Annotated in this window: 14 protein-coding genes and 1 tRNA gene; 4 read left to right on the forward strand and 11 right to left on the reverse strand. The window is 61.9% G+C overall.

What is annotated here, in order from left to right; all coding sequences use genetic code 11:
* Window positions 1-3: 3 nt before the first annotated feature.
* From DWZ01_RS06185 to DWZ01_RS06235, 11 genes are all read right to left on the reverse strand, one after another.
* Window positions 4-933: a YcjF family protein gene (locus tag DWZ01_RS06185; RefSeq protein ID WP_006236071.1), complete on the reverse strand. Its 930-nt coding sequence runs from the start codon at window positions 931-933 to the stop codon at window positions 4-6.
* A gap of 18 nt (window positions 934-951) precedes the next feature.
* Complete coding sequence (locus DWZ01_RS06190; RefSeq protein ID WP_117848387.1) at window positions 952-2,178, reverse strand: FtsW/RodA/SpoVE family cell cycle protein; 1,227 nt, start codon at window positions 2,176-2,178, stop codon at window positions 952-954.
* A 9-nt stretch (window positions 2,179-2,187) separates the two neighbouring features.
* Window positions 2,188-4,257, reverse strand: coding sequence for a penicillin-binding protein 2 (mrdA, locus tag DWZ01_RS06195; RefSeq protein ID WP_117848388.1), 2,070 nt, complete (start codon window positions 4,255-4,257; stop codon window positions 2,188-2,190).
* A 13-nt stretch (window positions 4,258-4,270) separates the two neighbouring features.
* A complete protein-coding gene (locus DWZ01_RS06200) occupies window positions 4,271-4,837 on the reverse strand; it encodes a hypothetical protein (protein WP_117646379.1) in 567 nt (188 codons plus the stop codon).
* 11 nt (window positions 4,838-4,848) lie between these two features.
* On the reverse strand, window positions 4,849-5,790 hold the full coding sequence (gene mreC, locus DWZ01_RS06205; RefSeq protein ID WP_117564242.1) for a rod shape-determining protein MreC: 942 nt from the start codon (window positions 5,788-5,790) through the stop codon (window positions 4,849-4,851).
* Between the two features lie 78 nt (window positions 5,791-5,868).
* Window positions 5,869-6,900: a rod shape-determining protein gene (locus DWZ01_RS06210; RefSeq protein WP_006236061.1), complete on the reverse strand. Its 1,032-nt coding sequence runs from the start codon at window positions 6,898-6,900 to the stop codon at window positions 5,869-5,871.
* Between the two features lie 127 nt (window positions 6,901-7,027).
* Window positions 7,028-8,332: a tetratricopeptide repeat protein gene (locus tag DWZ01_RS06215; RefSeq protein WP_233506184.1), complete on the reverse strand. Its 1,305-nt coding sequence runs from the start codon at window positions 8,330-8,332 to the stop codon at window positions 7,028-7,030.
* 11 nt (window positions 8,333-8,343) lie between these two features.
* A complete protein-coding gene (locus DWZ01_RS06220; protein WP_055249980.1) occupies window positions 8,344-8,886 on the reverse strand; it encodes a peptidylprolyl isomerase in 543 nt (180 codons plus the stop codon).
* A 107-nt stretch (window positions 8,887-8,993) separates the two neighbouring features.
* The gene (locus DWZ01_RS06225) at window positions 8,994-10,136 is read right to left on the reverse strand and encodes a zinc ribbon domain-containing protein (protein WP_158557002.1); all 1,143 of its coding nucleotides are present in this window, start codon (window positions 10,134-10,136) and stop codon (window positions 8,994-8,996) included.
* A gap of 103 nt (window positions 10,137-10,239) precedes the next feature.
* Entirely contained in the window at window positions 10,240-12,957 is a 2,718-nt protein-coding gene (locus DWZ01_RS06230) for an HAD-IC family P-type ATPase (RefSeq protein ID WP_117786070.1), read from the reverse strand.
* 76 nt (window positions 12,958-13,033) lie between these two features.
* Window positions 13,034-13,110, reverse strand: a tRNA-Arg gene (locus DWZ01_RS06235).
* A 204-nt stretch (window positions 13,111-13,314) separates the two neighbouring features.
* Between DWZ01_RS06235 and aroF the strand changes: the two genes are divergently transcribed.
* Genes aroF through aroA form a run of 4 tightly spaced genes read left to right on the forward strand, consistent with a single transcriptional unit; the run spans window position 13,315 to window position 17,711 of the window.
* Complete coding sequence (aroF, locus tag DWZ01_RS06240; RefSeq protein ID WP_117786071.1) at window positions 13,315-14,337, forward strand: 3-deoxy-7-phosphoheptulonate synthase; 1,023 nt, start codon at window positions 13,315-13,317, stop codon at window positions 14,335-14,337.
* A gap of 3 nt (window positions 14,338-14,340) precedes the next feature.
* Window positions 14,341-15,255: a prephenate dehydrogenase/arogenate dehydrogenase family protein gene (locus tag DWZ01_RS06245; protein ID WP_117766673.1), complete on the forward strand. Its 915-nt coding sequence runs from the start codon at window positions 14,341-14,343 to the stop codon at window positions 15,253-15,255.
* Window positions 15,256-15,291: 36 nt separating this feature from the next.
* Window positions 15,292-16,398: a 3-dehydroquinate synthase gene (aroB, locus tag DWZ01_RS06250; protein WP_117786072.1), complete on the forward strand. Its 1,107-nt coding sequence runs from the start codon at window positions 15,292-15,294 to the stop codon at window positions 16,396-16,398.
* Window positions 16,392-17,711 carry a 3-phosphoshikimate 1-carboxyvinyltransferase gene (aroA, locus tag DWZ01_RS06255; protein ID WP_117848389.1) on the forward strand — a complete coding sequence of 440 codons (1,320 nt, stop codon included), beginning with the start codon at window positions 16,392-16,394 and terminating at the stop codon, window positions 17,709-17,711. The genes aroB and aroA overlap by 7 nt, the downstream gene beginning before the upstream one ends.
* Window position 17,712 lies beyond the last annotated feature (1 nt).

Genomic DNA, 17,712 nt, shown 5'->3' on the forward strand with positions numbered 1-17,712 from the left:
CCCCTAAGCAGCGAGATCGGATGCGTCTTGGTAGGACGCCATAGGACGGGTAGCGCCCGCGACCGTGGTCACCAGATCGCGAACGCGGGAGAACGTGGCAGTGACCACCTCGTTGGCACGGCTGTAGTCGACATCGCGCTCGTAGAGCGAAACAAGCGCACGGCCCATGCCATAGGTGCCCGCGGCAGCAGTGAGCGCCTTAACGGCAAACCCAATATGCGGCGTCTGCTTGACGAGCGCGCGGGTGACCGCGCGGATCACAAGACCGCCGGCAAGCACGCCCGCGACCTCGTAGCCGCGCTCAGGCTTAATGCCGCGTCCAAAGACGGCAGCGAGCTCAAAGAGCATGCCCACCTGCGCCAGCGCCATAACGGGATAATCGGCGCCCGGCAAAAACACCAGCGCACCGGTCGCCATATTGGTGAGCGCGCACGAGGTGATGATACGATTAGCTGCCGCGATGCGCATAAAGGCAAAGTTCGCCGCAAAAGCCGTCTCCTTGTCCGTACGATCGAGAATCCAGCGGGCAAGCGTCTCGAGCAGATACGTCTTATCGGTTGCCGCCACCACGCCGAGCATGGGCGTGGACTCCTCGATAAACGGCACCTCCACAGCAGACTCGGCAAGCACGCACACGGGCGCGCCGGCGATCACGAGCTCCTGCACGGCACTCTCCAGGCGGTCGGAACCACACGAGAGCACCAGTACCACATCGGTATCGGTCTTTGGAGCAATTCGCTCCTCCCCCAGACGCTCGACGCGCACAATGCCCGAGGTCGTCTGCGGCACAAAGGCGTCACGCACCGTCTCAGCAAGAAAGCGCGAGGCGGACGAATCCAGATAGACCGAGACGCGCACCGGCGTATCGGAATCCTTCTTAACGGACGCGCCCATCTTAAAAGCGCGGGTCAGCTTATCTACGGGAATTTTCATAGCAAACCCCTCCAGCGGTTACGCGGCGCCCGAACGATGCCGCCATATGGATTGTACGATACCCACCGTCAGCAGCTGAATCATCATCGAAGACGAACCGAAGCTAATAAACGGTAGCGGAATACCGGTAATCGGCATCATGCCGATGCACATGCCGATGTTTTCGAAGGTCTGGAACGCCCACATGCCAACGATGCCCACACACGATAGGCGCAAGAACAGCGACTCACACTTAAAGGCGACGCGAATCGTCGAAAAGATCAGCAGCACGTAGAGGCATAGGAGCAAAAAGGAACCGCAAAAGCCAAAGGTCTCGGACAGGAAGGCGAAGACGAAGTCGGTGTGGAACTCAGGCAGAAAGCCGCCGGCCGACTGCGTCGCATGGCCCAAACCCTTACCAAAGAAGCCACCCGAGCCAACGGCGATAAGCGACTGCTGCAGGTTGTAGGCATCGTCCGAATCGGCATTATCGGGGTCGATAAAGACCGTCAGGCGGTTCATCTGATACTGCTTGATGAGCACATCGTGGCCGAGCAACGAATCAAAGACCGAATCGAGCGCCAGGACGAGGGCCACCAGGCCCACGAGCAGGGCCAGGGTCGACAGCACCCATTCGCGGCGTGCACCGCTCATGCAGATGACGATGGCGCCCGAGACCAGCACGACCAGGCCCGAGCCCAGGTCGCCCATGGCGACGACGGCCAAAAACGGAATGGACAGCATGCCGCAGAGCTTGACGTAGTCGCGAACGGTATCGATGCGGCCGTTATACTGCGAGCCAAGCGTGGCGATAAAGAAGATGGTGATGAGCTTGGCAAGCTCAACCGGCTGGAATGTCAAGCCGATACCGGGAATCTTGATCCAGCCCGTCATGCCCAGACCGCCCGTATAGGACAGGCCCGGAATCTTGGGCGAGAAGATCACAATAAGGTCAATGACGAGCAGCGCCGTCGAGAAGTTAGAGATGCCGCGCAGATCGGTCCGCCAGACGAGCACCGCAAGCACCGCGCCAATGCCAATGCCCAGCAGGTGGCGCGAGAATGAGGCGTCGGCCTTAAACTGTGACGCCGACCAAATAATGATGGCACCGTAGGCGACGAGCGCCACTGTGGCCACGAGCACACCGATATGCACCTTTTGGCGAAACGTGCCGCGCGAGGCCGAAAGTTGCTTGTTGACACGGTCCAGGCTGCTGCGAGAGCCGGTCTTGGTTGAACGGAACAGATCCGCCGGAGAAAAAACCATCGCAACCTCCTATCGAACCGAAGAATCGCCCGAGGCCGAAGAGGTATCGGGCTCGTCATAAATCACGCCGAGCACATCGCGCACGACATGCATCGCGGTATCTGAGCCACCGCCGCCCTGCTCCAGGACAGTAGCGATGACATACTTGGGATCATCGGCCGGCGCATAGGCGCAAAACCACGCGTATTCGTCCTCGCCGCTTTTCTCGCCCGTGCCCGACTTGCCGTACACCTGCGGCGTCAGGGTGCCAAAGTGAGCCGCCAAGGACGTCGATGCCGTGTAAATCACGTCGTGCATGCCGTTGCGAACAAGAGCCAAATCCGAATCGCTGTTGATCTTGGCCTCCAGGCGCTTCTTCTTGCCCTTGCCGTTGTACTTATAGGCATCGCCGTCGCCATCGCGCGACACGGCAGACAAAAACACGTGAGGCACGTACTGTTTGCCGCCGTTGGCAAGGCCCATGTAGGCGCATGCCATCTGCAGAGGCGTCACCAAAATGTCGCCCTGGCCGATGGCGATGTTGGTCATATCGCCGGCATTCCACTTGCGGTCTTCGGCAGAGGCGTCGGTAAAGTACGACTCTTTCCACTCGGCATCGGGAATACGGCCCGCGCCCTCACTCGGCAGATCGATACCGCAGGTCTTGCCTAGGCCCCAGCGACGAAAGACCTCCTGCAGCCCCTCGGAATGTTGCTCGTCATAAAAGAACGCCTTGCCCATGTCGTAGAAGACGGGGTCGCACGAGTTGGCGATACCCGACTGCAGCGTCATGGTGCCGTGGCCAGACGTCAACCAGCAGCGCTTGCCCCAAGCCCTGCCCAAGCCCGTCCAATAGCCCGTGCAGTTGGTTGTCTGTGTTGAAGTGTAGGTTCCAAACTCAAGACCGGCCAGTGCCGAAAGCGGCTTGATGGTCGAGGCCGACATGTACTGTCCGCTAATGGCGCGGTTGAGCAGCGGGTGCGAACCCTTGTCATCATTGAGCTCGGTCCACACGTCATTTGAGACGCCGCCGATAAAGACGGAAGGATCGAACTTGGGCTCGCTCGCCATGCCCAGGATCTCACCATTGTTGGGATCGAGACACACCACAGCGCCGTTGCCGGCATTGCTGTAGCCAGTGGTCTTGGCAAGCTCGATGGCGCTCGCCAGCGCCGTCTCACAGGCCTGTTGAATCTTAAGGTCGAGCGTGAGCTTAATGTCGGAGCCGGCCTTGGCGGGCACGGCGCCGGCCTGACCGGTCACATTGCCCGAGGCATCGACCTTGACGGTCTGCTCGCCACGAATACCCTGCAGCAGGTTTTCGTAGTAGCTCTCAACACCCGCCTGGCCCACGATATCGCCCGACTGGTACGTAATCCGGCCAGCAGAAGCATCATCATCGCCAGAGGTTTTCTTATTCTGGGCCTCGAGCTGCTCGGAGGTAATGGTGCCGGTATAGCCCAAGATATGGCATGCCGTCTCGCCATATGGATACTGGCGCTCGGTACGCTCGGCAATCTTGACGCCCGGGAACTCGCCGGCGTGCTCCTGAATATAGGCAACCGTGGAGCGCCGGACGTCCGTCGCGATGGTATGCAGGCTCTGAGCACCCTCGGAATTGTCCTGAATATTGCGCAGCACCGCCACGTAGGGCATACCGAGCACGTTGGCAAGATGGCGAACCAGAACCTCATCCTCGGCAAGGTCGCGGTAGGCCACGACAGCAAGTGAGGGACGGTTCTGGACAAGTGCCACGCCATTGCGGTCGAGGATGCGGCCGCGCACAGCGGGTGTGGTAACGGTGCGCGTCTGATTGCTATTAGCCTGCTTTTCGTAATAGTCCGACGAGACCATCTGCATGCCCCACAGCTTGACGGCAAGCGCCGCGAACATCGCGCCCACACCCGTGGTGAGGATGGAGAAGCGGCCCTTAAAGGCGGTCGCCGCGGTATTGCCCTCGCCCTCGGTGGCGCGCGGGGCCGTTCCATGCTGCGTATCGTAGGTAAAACGAGAATCGCCGCGACGCATGATGACCAGCGCGACCACGATGGCCACTACCAGCACGATACCGGCGATAATAACCGTCATCTGGGAAGACATCTACAGGCCTCCCCTATTTGAGCTTACGGGTCTTGGGCTTAAAGCGCATGCCCGTCTGGCGTCCGCCACGTGCGGAGAATCCATAACCGGACTGCGGCACGACGCCGGACATCAAAAACGGAATGGCAACCAGACCCGTCAGGATCGAAGACGGCAGCGCATGGCCGAAGATCGCCACGACAAAGCTCGTCTCCAAACCCATAAACAGCAAGATGATGCTGTAGATCACATTAATGACGAACGCGAAGGCGCCCACAGTGATGCCGCGCGCACTCGGGGTACCGCCCGTCTGACCGGCAGCGCTATGCACCAGGGCAAAAGAACCCACGGTCAGCAGGAGCGACATAACGCCCACCGGCACGGCAGCGGAAAGGTCATAGAACAAGCCGCTGCAAAAACCGCACACGACGGCACGGGTCGGGTCGCCCGAGAACACGCTTAGGCACACCAGGATAATCATAAAGTTGACGCGACCGCCCGCAATGGAGATCTGCGGTGCCAGGCCTGCCTGCAGCAGCACGCACACAATGGCGGCGATTACAAACGTGCGGGAGCTCATCCCCTGCTCGTGTAGATCCATGGACATGCCCCCTATTCGCTCGAGCCGGAATCGGTCGTCTCGGACGTGTCGGAACTGTCATCCGGGCTCTCGTCCTTCGTCTTGGTCGCAGCATCGCGCGACGTTCCCTGCGGCGTGCTGTTGGCCGTGTTCACGTCCTCATCCGAGGCCGACTGTTCGTCGGTCAGCGAGGTAATGACCAGCACTTCCTCGTTGTTCTCGGCCGTCGTCTGGGCGCGCACCACAATGGTGTAGTACACGTCGTTAGCCGATTTCTCAACAGACGAGACGGTGCCGAGCGGTAGACCCTTGGGGAACACACCGCCAATGCCCGAGGTCACGATGATGTCGCCAACCTTAACGTCGGAATCGACGCTCACGTACTCAAGACGCAGCGTGCCGTCAGCCTGACCCTGCAGCATGCCCTGGGCGCGCGTGTCCTGCACCATAGCGGACACGCCCGAGTTCTCATCGCCAATCAGGCGCACGGTGGACGTCTTGGCCGAGACCTCGATAATCTGGCCTATGACACCGGCAGAACTCGTCACAGGCATGTTGATGGTAAGACCGTCGGCAGAACCCTTATCGATGGTGACGGTCGAGGTCCAGGCATCGCCCGAAGCGCCGACGATACGAGCTGCGGTTGATTTGAGGTTGTAGGTCGACTGCAGGCCGACCAGCCCCTCCAGTCGCTCGGCGGTCTTTTGAGCCTCGGAGAGCTCGGCAACCTTAGAGGTCAGTTCCTCGTTTTGCTTCTTAAGCTCGTCAAGCGTGTCCTGCGACGCCGTAAGGTTAGAGAACACGTTACCGATCGCATTGAAGGGAGCCGCCACAGCCGAGCCCACAAAGCGCACCGGCGAGGTAATCGTCGTCACGCCCGAGCGCACGGCATGAATCGGTCCTGCCTCGCCCTCGCGGATGTAAAACGTGAGCAGCAACACCGAAATCAGGCTGAAAACAATCAACGGGCGCATACCCGTTGATTGTCGCTTGGTATTCAGATTTGTGGAGAAACCCGAAGATCGTGCCAAATGGAATCCACCTTTTGGAAATTAAGCATTGGTCTGGACGAAGCCGCCATCAAACGCATTGGCCTCGAGCACGCGGGCACAGCCGTTAACAACGTTATCGAGCGCCGTGGGGCTGACGTTGACCGAAACGCCGGTCTCATCGCGCAGGCGCACATCGAGACCGCGCAGCAGCGCGCCGCCACCGGTCAGCAAAATGCCATAGTACATAAGGTCCGAGGCAAGATCGGGAGGCGTAGCGTCGAGTGCGTCCTTGACGGCCTTGGCCATCTCGTCGAGCGGCTTGTTGAGTGCGCGACGAATCTCCTCGCTCTCGATGCGCACGGTCTTGGGCAGACCGGTGATCACGTCGCGGCCGTTGACCTCGACGTCGAGCTCATCCTTGAGCGGCACGGCGGAGCCGACCTTGATCTTGATGTCCTCTGCCGTACGCTCGCCGATGGCCAGGTTGTAGGCATCACGAACGTGCGTGAGGATGGCCTGATCGAACTCGTCGCCGGCAATACGGATGGACTGCGAGACGACGATGCCGCCCATAGCGATAACGGCAACCTCGGTGGTACCGCCACCGATGTCGATGACCATGGAGCCGGTGGGTTCCTCGACGGGCAGGTCGGCGCCGATGGCAGCCGCCATGGGCTCTTCGATCAGATAGGCCTGGCGGGCACCGGCCTGGATCGTGGCCTCAAAGACAGCGCGCTTCTCGACCGACGTGACACCGGAGGGAACGCAGACGACAACACGCGGACGCGGAGTCCACGGATAGCGCTTCTCGGACGCCTTGTCGATAAAGTAGCGAAGCATGGCCTCGGTAACATCAAAGTCGGCGATGACGCCGTCCTTCAGGGGACGAACGGCCACGATGTTGCCGGGCGTACGGCCGAGCATGCGCTTTGCCTCGATACCGACCGCCAAGATGCGCTCGTCGTTCTTGTCGATGGCGACAACAGAGGGCTCGCGAATGACGATGCCCTTGCCGCGCACGGAGACAAGCGTATTGGCGGTGCCGAGGTCGATGGCAAGATCGCCCGCATAGCTACCGAAGAACATATCCATCAAAGAAAACAACGCAACTCCTGATGTGTTGGATGATTGCTGGAAAACTACTAGCTCATCATACTAGCGCAAGCCCGGCGCCTCACTTGCGGTGAAGCGCCGGGCAAAGCTAAATCCCATAAGGTCACTACTGGTTGTCAGCAGCCGAGAAATCCATATCAAGCGAAGAAACGGCCCAGCCGATATGGTTGTCGGAGCGCACGAATTTGACGGTGTACTCCTGCTCGCCGCCCTTGGACAGCGATGCCTTCACCTTGGCGGTCGTCTCGGTCATGGACTGATCCATGCCCTCGACGGACACGGTGGCACCCTGCGGAATCGAGGAGATGATCATCGACTTAGCGTCCTCGGACAGGCTCGAGGCCAGGCAAGACTCGGCCTTTGCGGCGTCACCGTCGCCGGCAGCCTGGAACAGATCGGTAACGACAGACTCCTGAGACGGGAAGCCAAAGCCGCGCGTGTAGGCAAAGCCCAGACCGCCCGCGGCGATCAAAATAAGCAGAAGCAGAACGATGAAGACTTTAAGACCCGTATGGCGATGGCGACGACGGACCTTGGCCTGCTTACGATCCTGACGGTCCTGCTGGACCATCTCGGACTCGGACAGCGTAAAGAAGCCGGTGTCCGAGGGATCGGGCATAAACTGACCGGTCGCGCCCGTAGGATCGAGAGGATCGACGGCAGGAGCGTCCATCGCGGGCGCCGGAGCCGTGGCCATAGCCGTCTGGGCAGACAGCGCGGCAAGCGAATCGTGCACGCGGGCAAGCTCATCGGCCTGCTCGGAGGTGAGCTGGTAGATGCCATCGGCAGTAGCGGCGTTAAAGGCATCGAGTGCGTCGGAGGGGCGGCCGGCGGCAGAAAGCGCCTGACCCATGCCGGCGTTGAGCGCACGCGTGTCGTCGCGGGGGCCGGCAAAGTCGATAGCCGTGCGGTAAGTCTCCACGGCATCCGCCGGACGGCCGAGCTTAATGAAGCAACGACCGAGCTCGCCGAGCGCGGCGGCAGGAGCCGGATTGGTGCCGTCGATGGCAGCCTGACGGAAGGCGGTTCCCGCGTTGGCATAGTCGCCCGACTGGAACAGCGCATTGCCCAGGCCCAGATAGGCCTTGAACGGCGTGGCATAGGAAGCATCCTGCGTAGCAGCAGAGAACGCCTGAGCGGCCGTCGTGTAGTCGCCCACGGCGGCAAGCGCCTTGCCGCGGTTGGTGAGCAGCGCGCCGCGCTTGCCGTAGGTGCCGTCGTTGAGGGCGGCGGCATAGGCCTCGGCGGCCTCGGCATACATGCCCAGGTGCATCAAGGCGTTGCCACGAAGGTGATCGGCCTCGCCCATAATCTCATCGGGAGTCTTTGCCGCCCCAAGCATCTGGGCTGCAGCGGAAAAATCACCCGCGCGGTAAGCGGCGCGGCCCTGTTGGATCAGCTGGCTATTCAAGGAAGTCCCCTTTACTCGTGAACGATCTCGACATGGACGATCTCGTCGCCGGCACGCAGCTGCGAAATCACATCGAGACCCTCGACCGTGGTACCAAAGACGGTGTAACCGGAATCGAGGTTATGCTGGGCACCCAGGCAGAAGTAGAACTGCGAACCCGCGGAATCGGGGTCCATGGAGCGTGCCATGGCAAGGGCGCCATCGACATGGCTGTTGCGCGGATTGGTGGCAAACTCGCCCTTGATGCAGTAGCCGGGGCCACCGGTACCGGGCATGCCGTCGGGGCCCTCAAGACCGGCGGCGACGTCGGCGCCGGACATGTCGCGGGTATTGGGGTCGCCACCTTGGATAACAAAACCGGGCACATAGCGATGGAACTTAAGGCCATCATAGAAACCCATCGTGGAAAGCTCGCAGAAGTTCGCGACATGAATGGGAGCGCCCTCGCCGTCAAACTTGACCTTGATGGTACCCTTCGACGTCTCGATTACGGCGCACTCGTCGCCGACAAGCTGATACTCGGGCGTGTAGAGCTCTTTCTTAAAACCAAACATGTGGTTCCTTCCTCGTGCGTTTAAAGCATATTTGTACGAATTGTAGCAATAAGCACGGGCTTACATCAATTGCGCACGTAGGTTATGCCGACTATGGCGAACTAATTTTAGGAACGCTGCTGCGGCTTCCAGGAACCCACATTGGCGTCGTACTGGTTCAGCGCGCTGTTGCCGCCCTGCGCGATGGGCGCCAGGATCTCGCTTTGGTGGGAACTCATCGACTCGCCATCGGGAATGGCCAGCGAGATATCCCAGCTCTGGCAGATCACGTCGACGCGCTCATACATCCACTCGGCAAGCTGCTTTAAGTGGGCGATGTCATCCGCATAGACCGTATCGTCCTGTACTTTCAGGTTGTTAAGCTCATCTTGCGTCTTTTTGATCTGATCACGCAGGGCGTAGGCACTCTGCGACAGCTCCTGACGGGTGGACAGCGGCGTTCGGAGATAGCCGTTGTTAAAGGAATCGATGACCTCGCCGATCTGATCCTCGTCAGCATAGGACACGATGGTCTGATACAGACCGTCGAGCCTGGTATAGAGCTGATCATCGGTGAGCACGGTTTCTTCCTGGACCACCTCGGCAGAATCGTCCTGCTTGGTATCGTCCTCAGTGGCCTCGCCCTTTTGACGCGTGGGGAAGGTCGTCTGCGCGGCCTGGCCAAACTGGTCGTAGAAGCCAGGCATGACACCCATAGGATCGGCCGTCACGAACCAATAGGCACCGCCGCAAACGACGGCAAGGACCGCGATGATAATGAGCGGCTTGGGGATATGACGCTTGTGCTTGTGATAGGCGTCCTCGTCGGGATGCACCTTGCGCTTGGGTTTTTGAGCATCGTCATGCAGGGAAACGGGCGTGGGAATATCGACCTTGGGGATACCGAAATCCATATCGAAAGCTGGCAGCACGCAGGTCTCATTGGGGTCGGCGGCGTCCGAAAGCACCGCAGCGGCAGAGGCCGGCGCATGCGGCACCTCGGTATCGATCTGCTCTTGCGTTAGGCGCGGAAAGCCCGCCGTGCGGCCCGCTGCCAGGTCGGATGCTGCCGCATCCTCGGAGAGGATACCCGGAGCGGGGCGTCCGCATTTGGGGCACGTACGATCATGCGGAGAAAGACGGGCACCGCAGCCCTCACAGAACACGAATTCGGTGTGCTCGGGACCATCGCCCGGACCCACATAGGCGTTGCAGTAGGGGCAGAACGAGGCGCCGTCCTCGATAGTCTTAAGGCAATGCGGGCAGATCACGGCATCCTCTTTTCGAAGCAATTCAAATAATCGAGGTTAGAGCATAACATCGCCACGGCCCTACAGGAGCAAGGCACCAATTCAACATCGCCAGGGCGCGTAGTTACTTCTTCTTTTTGCTCGGCATCGAGACTTTGATGCCTTGGGCGGACTTGGTTACGCGAGAGCGCTTGGCTCCGCTACCCTTCTTTTTCTTGGGCTGGGCCTGGGCCACGCCCTCGAGTGCGCGGGCCTCGGCCTCGCGAGCGGTGCGATCTTCGCGGCGCTGCGCCATGTCGGCGGCGACGCGCTTGGCAAAACGCTCGGCCGTCGAACCCGTCGAGCTCACCTTGCCGCCACCGCGACCCAGGTGGACGCGCACACCGCGGCCAAAACCAGTTGCGGCATGACGACGACGCGGCTTGAGCGAATCCATCATCGTGGCGAGCTTAAAGAACACCGAGCAGGTAAAGACCACGATGACAGCCAAGATTACCATCTGGCCCATCGACAGGTTGGCAATAGACAGCAGCTCCGGGAATCCGATAACGCCCACCAGGATGCCGGCGACAACAAACACGAAGAGCACCACACGTAAGGGCGTGAGAGGCTGCGAGATGCGCCAGATCAGGCTGACGCTCGCCGCGCACGACGAAAGCAGGCACATCGTAGACAGCGTGAGCTGGCTAAAGCCAAACACGCGCGCCACAAAGATATCGAGCGCCGCGGCCAAAATGACCGCAATCGACGCCGGCAGTGCCCGCTTGAGCACGTTCGTCAGGAACGACCCCTTCACGCGAGCATTGTTGGGCTCCAGGCCCAACACAAAGCCCGGCGCGCCGATGCAGAAGAAGTTGATGAGCGTCATCTGAATCGGCTCGAAAGGGTACGGCGGCAGCGCGATGCACAGCGCCGCCAGGCCCATCGAGAACAGCGTCTTAGTCAGGAACAGCGAAGCCGAACGCTGCAGGTTGTTGATGGAGCGACGGCCCTCGGCCACCACGGCGGGCATCGAGGCAAAGTCGTTGTCGACGAGCACGATCTCGGCCACGTTACGCGCGGCATCGGAGCCGGCCGCCATGGCCACGGAGCAGTCGGCCTCCTTGAGCGCCAGCACGTCGTTGACGCCGTCGCCTGTCATGGCCACGGTGTGCTCGCGGCGCTTGAGCGCCTGCACGAGCTCGCGCTTCTGCTGCGGGGTCACACGACCAAAGACATGGTAGCGGTCCACTGCGGCATCGAGCTTGGCCGGCGTATCGAGCGTCGTGGCGTCCACATAAGCGTCCGCCCCCGGCACGCCCACCACGCGCGCGATCGACGACACCGTACGCGGGTCGTCGCCACTGATCACGTTGAGCGTCACGCCCTGCTCGTTAAAGTAGCCGATGGTCTCGGCCGCCGAGGTACGAATCTCGTCGCGGATGGTCACAAAGCCCACGGGCTCGGCCTCGCCCACCATTTCGCCATCGGGCGTAAAGCCGTCCACGCGCGCCACCACGAGCACGCGGCAGGTATCGGCAAGCTCGGCGACACGGTTCTCGACCTGGGCAAACGCACGATCAGAGAGCACAAACTGCGCCGCACCCATCACATAGGAGCCCTGTGCAAACGACGCGCCGCTCCACTTTTTGGAAGACGAGAACGGAATGACCGACAGCGGCTCGGACACCTCGACCGGACGGTCGGCGTAATAGTTGAGCAGCGCCTGACAGGTCTCGTTGGCATCGGCCGAGGTCGCACGCGCCACGTTAGCCAGCGCAAAATCGAGCACCGTGGTATCGACGGGAACGGCGGCGTCGCCCTCCCCCGCACCCATACCCTCGACCGGCAGCGGATACGTACCCTCGACCTCCATGCGACCCGACGTGATGGTGCCCGTCTTGTCCAGGCACAGCACGTCGACGCGAGCGAGCGTCTCGATGCAGTAAAGCTGCTGCGCCAGCACCTTGCGGCGGGCCAAGCGCACCGTGGCGATGGCGAGCACCGACGAGGTCAGAAGCACCAGGCCTTGCGGGATCATGCCCAGCAGGGCGCCCACCGTGGACAGCAGCGCCGACGAGGGCACGCGGCCGGCCAGCAGCTCGGAGAAGCACCACGAAAGCGCGCTATCGCCCGGGGTTCCCGCGGCATCCCACAGCTCGCTCACACTCGAGGCAAACAACGCCAAACCGAGCGGGATCATGATGATGCTCGCAAAGCGCACGATGGCGTTAAGCGCGTTCATGATCTCGGAATTGACCTTTTTGACGTACTTGGCCTCGTTATTAATTTTGGCCACGTAGTTGTCGGCGCCGACATGGATCACGCGGGCGCGCAGCAGGCCCGAGTCGATAAAGCTGCCGCTCATGAGCTCGGAACCGGGCTGTTTCTTAATAAGGTCGCTCTCGCCCGTCAGCAGACTCTCGTTCACGAGCGCCTCGCCCGAAACCACCACGGCGTCAGCGGGAATCTGGTCGCCGCGCCCCAGGCGGATGATGTCGTCGAGCACGATCTGGTCCAGGTCGAGCTCCACCTCGGAGCCGTCACGCACCGCGATGGCCTTCTTGGAGGTCAGCAGCGTGAGCTTATCGACCATCTTCTTGGAACGCATGGCCTGAATGACGCCAATAGCGGTATTGAGGAACACCACGAACAGGAACGTCAAATTCTTAAACGAACCGGTCAAAATGACCAGGAACGCCAAGATCACGTTGATCAAATTGAACAGCGTGCAGAGGTTCTCGATGATGAGCTCTTTGACCGACTTGGTCTTGAGCTCCATGTTGCGGTTGATCTTACCGGCGGCGATGCGCTCCTCGACCTCGGCGGTCGAGAGTCCGCGCTCGATATCCGTTGCTGCCATACCACGTCCCATCACGTCGCGTCGGTATAAGAAAAACCGCCCGGACCATGCGAGGTTCGGACGGTCTCACGTTCGATGGTGCCCCATGTTGGATTCGAACCAACGGCCTTCTGCTCCGGAGGCAGACGCTCTAATCCCCTGAGCTAATAGGGCCAACGTTTGGCATTATACCCAAGTGCACCACGGGCTATCAAAATAAAAGAAAAAGCTTTGCAATTCCGAGGAAGACGCGGCTCAACGGCCCACTTTAGAAGGCAAAAGCGAGTCGGATAGTATAAACTCTCATGCACCATATGTACACGGCTCGCGATGCGGGCCGTTTTTGCAAGGGTTATCCATCGAGGTGAGAGGCACACCATGATTGCAATTTTAAAAGAGAGCGCCAGCGACGAGGCCGTCAGCCATATCGTCAGCTGGATTGAGAAAAAGGGCCTGAAGACCGATGTCTCGCGCGGCGAGAATGAGACGATCATCGGCCTGGTGGGCGATACGACCAAGATCGACCCGTTCCTGCTCGAGTCCATGGATGTCGTCGAGCGCGTGCAGCGCGTCTCCGAGCCGTTCAAGCGCGCCAACCGCAAGTTCCACCCCGAGGACTCCGTCATCGACTGCGGCCACGGCGTCAAGATCGGCGGCGATCAGTTCCAGGTCATCGCCGGCCCGTGCTCCGTCGAGGGCGAGAACCTCATCCGCATCGCCCGCCGCGTGAAGGCCGCCGGTGCCACGATGCTGCGCGGCGGTGCCTACAAGCCCCGCACTTCCCCGTACGCCTACCAGGGCATGGGCCCCGCCGGTCTGGACCTGCTGTGCGAGGCGTCTGCCGAGCTCGACATGCCGATCGTCACCGAGATCATGGACCCGCGCGACGTGCAGGTCTTCCTGGACAAGAAAATCGACGTCATGCAGATCGGCGCCCGCAACGCCCAGAACTTCCCTCTGCTCAAAGAGGTCGGCAAGACCAAGACTCCGATCTTGCTTAAGCGCGGCATGTCCGGCACGATCGATGAGCTGCTCATGGCCGCCGAGTACATCATGAGCGAGGGCAACGACAACGTCATCCTGTGCGAGCGCGGCATCCGCACCTTCGAGACCCGTACTCGCAACACATTCGACCTCAACGCCGTGCCGGTGCTGCACCACCTGTCGCACCTGCCCGTCGTCGCCGACCCCAGCCACGCCACCGGCTACACCCGCTACGTTGAGCCCATGGCGCTTGCCGCGACCGCCTGCGGCGCCAACGGCCTGGAGATCGAGGTCCACGACGAGCCGAGCCGCGCCTGGTCCGACGGCGCCCAGGCCCTCACCCCCGATCAGTTCGACGACACCATGCGCCGCATCCGAGCCATCCGCGAGGTCGTCTGCCAAGAGACCATGGAGTAGCCCATGGGTACAGTGAGAAACGCGCGCGTCAACCAGGGCGGCCCCAAGTGCGCCGGCATCGTCGGCCTTGGCCTCATCGGCGGCAGCTTTGCCCGCGGCTATGCGCAGGCGGGCGTCCGCGTGCTGGCCTGGGATCCCGATGACGATGTCATGACGGCTGCCAGCATGGGCACCGTTGCCGGCGAGCTCAACGACAAGACGCTCGGCGAATGCGACATCATCGTCCTTGCCTGCTATCCCGAGGCATGCATCGAGTGGCTCGAGGCGCACGCCCAGGCGCTCGCCGACGCCACCGACACCGAGGCCATCATGGGCCCCGTGGTGATCGACACGGTGGGCGTCAAGGGCATCGTGTGCGAGCGCGCCTTTGAGCTTGCCCGCGAGCACGGCTTTTACTTTGTGGGCGCGCACCCCATGGCGGGCACGCAGTACTCGGGCTATGCGCACTCCCGCGCCGACCTGTTCCAGGGCGCCCCGCTCGTGCTCGTACCGCCCGCGGTGGACGATGCGCTCAAACTGGAGCTTTTGGGCCAGGTGCGCGAGATGGTACGCCCCTTGGGCTTTGGCAAGTTCAGCGTGACCAGCGCCGCCGAGCACGACCGCGTCATCGCCTTTACGAGCCAGCTCGCGCACGTCGTCTCCAACGCCTATGTTAAGAGCCCGACCGCTCAGGTCCACCACGGCTTTTCGGCCGGCAGCTACCGCGACCTCACCCGCGTGGCGCACCTCAATCCGCAGATGTGGTCCGAGCTCATGATCGACGACGCCAATGCGCTCGCCTTCGAGATCGACCATCTGATCGAATCGCTCGGCGCCTACAGCCGCGCCCTTAAAGACCGCGACCAGCGCTATCTGGAGAATCTCCTTGCCGAGGGCGACCGAATTAAGCGCGCACTCGACGACGAGGCCTCCCACTAGACCACCTATCACGCCAGGTCGAAAGGACCGAAGCTTATGGCGATTACCATCGATATCGACACCGCACGCCCCTACCAGGTGCATGTTGGCACGTTTTTGCTGGAGCAGGCGGGACCGCTCGTGCGCGCCACTGCCGGCGGCACCAAGGCCGTCATCGTGACGGACACCAACGTGGGCCCGCTCTACCAGATGCCCGTTAAGCAGAGCCTGGAGGCGTCAGGCTACGAGGTGAGCATCTGCACCTTCGAGGCCGGCGAGGCCCATAAGCGCGCCGAAACCTATGTTGCCATTTTGGAGTTTGTGGCCGAGCACGAGCTTTCGCGCTCCGACGTGATCGTGGCACTCGGCGGTGGTGTCGTGGGCGACGTGGCGGGCTTTGTGGCCGCCACCTACATGCGCGGCTGCAAGTTTGTGCAGATCCCGACGAGCCTGCTCGCCATGGTGGATTCGTCTGTGGGCGGCAAGACCGCCATCGACCTGGCTGCCGGCAAGAACTTGGCCGGCGCCTTTTGGCAGCCGAGCGTGGTCATTGCCGACGTGGGGTGCCTGGCCACCCTCACGCCCGAGCAGTTCGCTGACGGCTGCGGCGAGGTCGTCAAGCACGCCGTGATTGCCGATCCGGAGCTTTTCGCCGAGCTGGAGAAGACCCCGCTCACGCTGGAGCTGCTCAACCACGATGTGGCCCGCGTAGCACTCATCATCGCCCGCAACATCGACATCAAGCGCGCCGTGGTCGTCGCCGACGAGCGCGAGACTAACCAGCGTAAGCTCCTCAACTTTGGACACAGCGCCGGACACGCCGTCGAAGCCTGCGAGCACTTTGAGCTCGGACACGGCAACTGCGTGTCGATCGGCATGGGTATCATCACGCGCGCCGCGGCCCTGCACGGCGTCTGCGATGCTGCGCTGCCCGGTCGTATTGAGGAGCTCTGCGCCCGCCATGGCCTCAAGACCCGCTGCGGCCTAGATGCCGATGCCGTCTTTGCCGAAGCGCTCCACGACAAGAAGCGCGCGGGCGACACCATCGACCTGGTGATTCCGCACGGCATTGGCCGCTGCAGCATCGACCGCACGCCACTTTCCACTTTCCACGAACTCATTGCCGAGGGCCTCGGCCAGAAGGGAGACGCATCCGCATGCTAGCCCGCATCACCCCGTCCCCGCTCAAGGGCACCGTTCCCGCCATCGCGTCCAAGTCGATGGCGCATCGCCTCATCATCTGCGCTGCGCTTGCCAACGGCGAGACGCACGTCACCTGCAACACCACCTGCGCCGACATCGAGGCCACGGTGCGCTGCCTTACGGCACTGGGTGCTCGCATCGAGACCGTCGAGGACGGCTTCCAGGTCCACCCCACCATGAAGAGTGTTGAGTTTGGCCTGCTCAAGGCCCTTGCCGGCGGCACGCTTGACTGCGGTGAAAGTGGCTCCACGCTGCGCTTTATGCTGCCTGTCGCCTGCGCGCTGGGTGCGGATGCCACCTTCGTAGGCCAGGGCCGCCTGGGCGCCCGCCCGCTCTCCCCGCTCTCGGACGAGATCATCGCCGCCGGCTGCGACCTACAGGGTCTGGGCGGTTTTCCGCTCAAGACGAGCGGCCGCATGCGCCCGGGCACCTTTGTGCTTCCGGGCAACGTGAGCTCGCAGTACATCTCGGGCCTGCTGCTGGCAGCCCCACTGCTGGCCCAGCCCTCCTGCGTGCAGGTATGCGGCCTCATTGAGAGCCGTCCCTACATCAACCTGACGATCCAGGCCATGAAGGCCTTTGGCGTCGAGGTCAACGTCGAGCGTATTCCGGCCAAGGACGGCCAGCCCGAGGTCACGAACTTCCGCGTGAGCAGCGGCTCGTACCGCACGCCCGGCAGCGTTGCTGTCGAGGGCGACTGGTCCAACGCCGCCTTTTGGCTGTGCGCCGGTGCCATCGGCACCGACCCCATCACCGTCGAGGGCGTGTCGCTAAGCTCCGCACAGGGCGACCGTAACGTGCTTGCCGCGCTTTCGCGCTTTGGCGCCCGCATCGTGCGCTCCACCAACGCCGCCACCGTGCAGTCCGACAAGCTCGCCGGCTTTGAGATGAGTGCCCACGACATTCCGGACCTGGTGCCCGTCATCTCGGCCGTGGCCTCGTTGGCACAGGGCCGCACCTTTATTCGCGATTGCGCCCGTCTGCGCATCAAGGAATCCGACCGTCTGGCCACCACCACCCGCGAGCTCTGCGCGCTGGGCGCGCAGGTGCGTATTGCCGGCGACGATCTCATCATCAAGGGCGTCGACGCCTTCACCGGCGGCGAGGTCGATTCGCACAACGACCATCGCATCGCCATGATGGCCGCTATCGCCGCGAGCCGCGCCACCGGCGAGGTCGTGATCCACGGCGCCGAGGCCGTCAACAAGTCCTATCCCGATTTCTTCGACCACTACCGCCTGCTGGGCGGCAAGGTCACGCTCGAGGAGGAATAGC

Source organism: Collinsella sp. AF28-5AC (genome assembly GCF_003457875.1).
Lineage (GTDB): Bacteria > Actinomycetota > Coriobacteriia > Coriobacteriales > Coriobacteriaceae > Collinsella.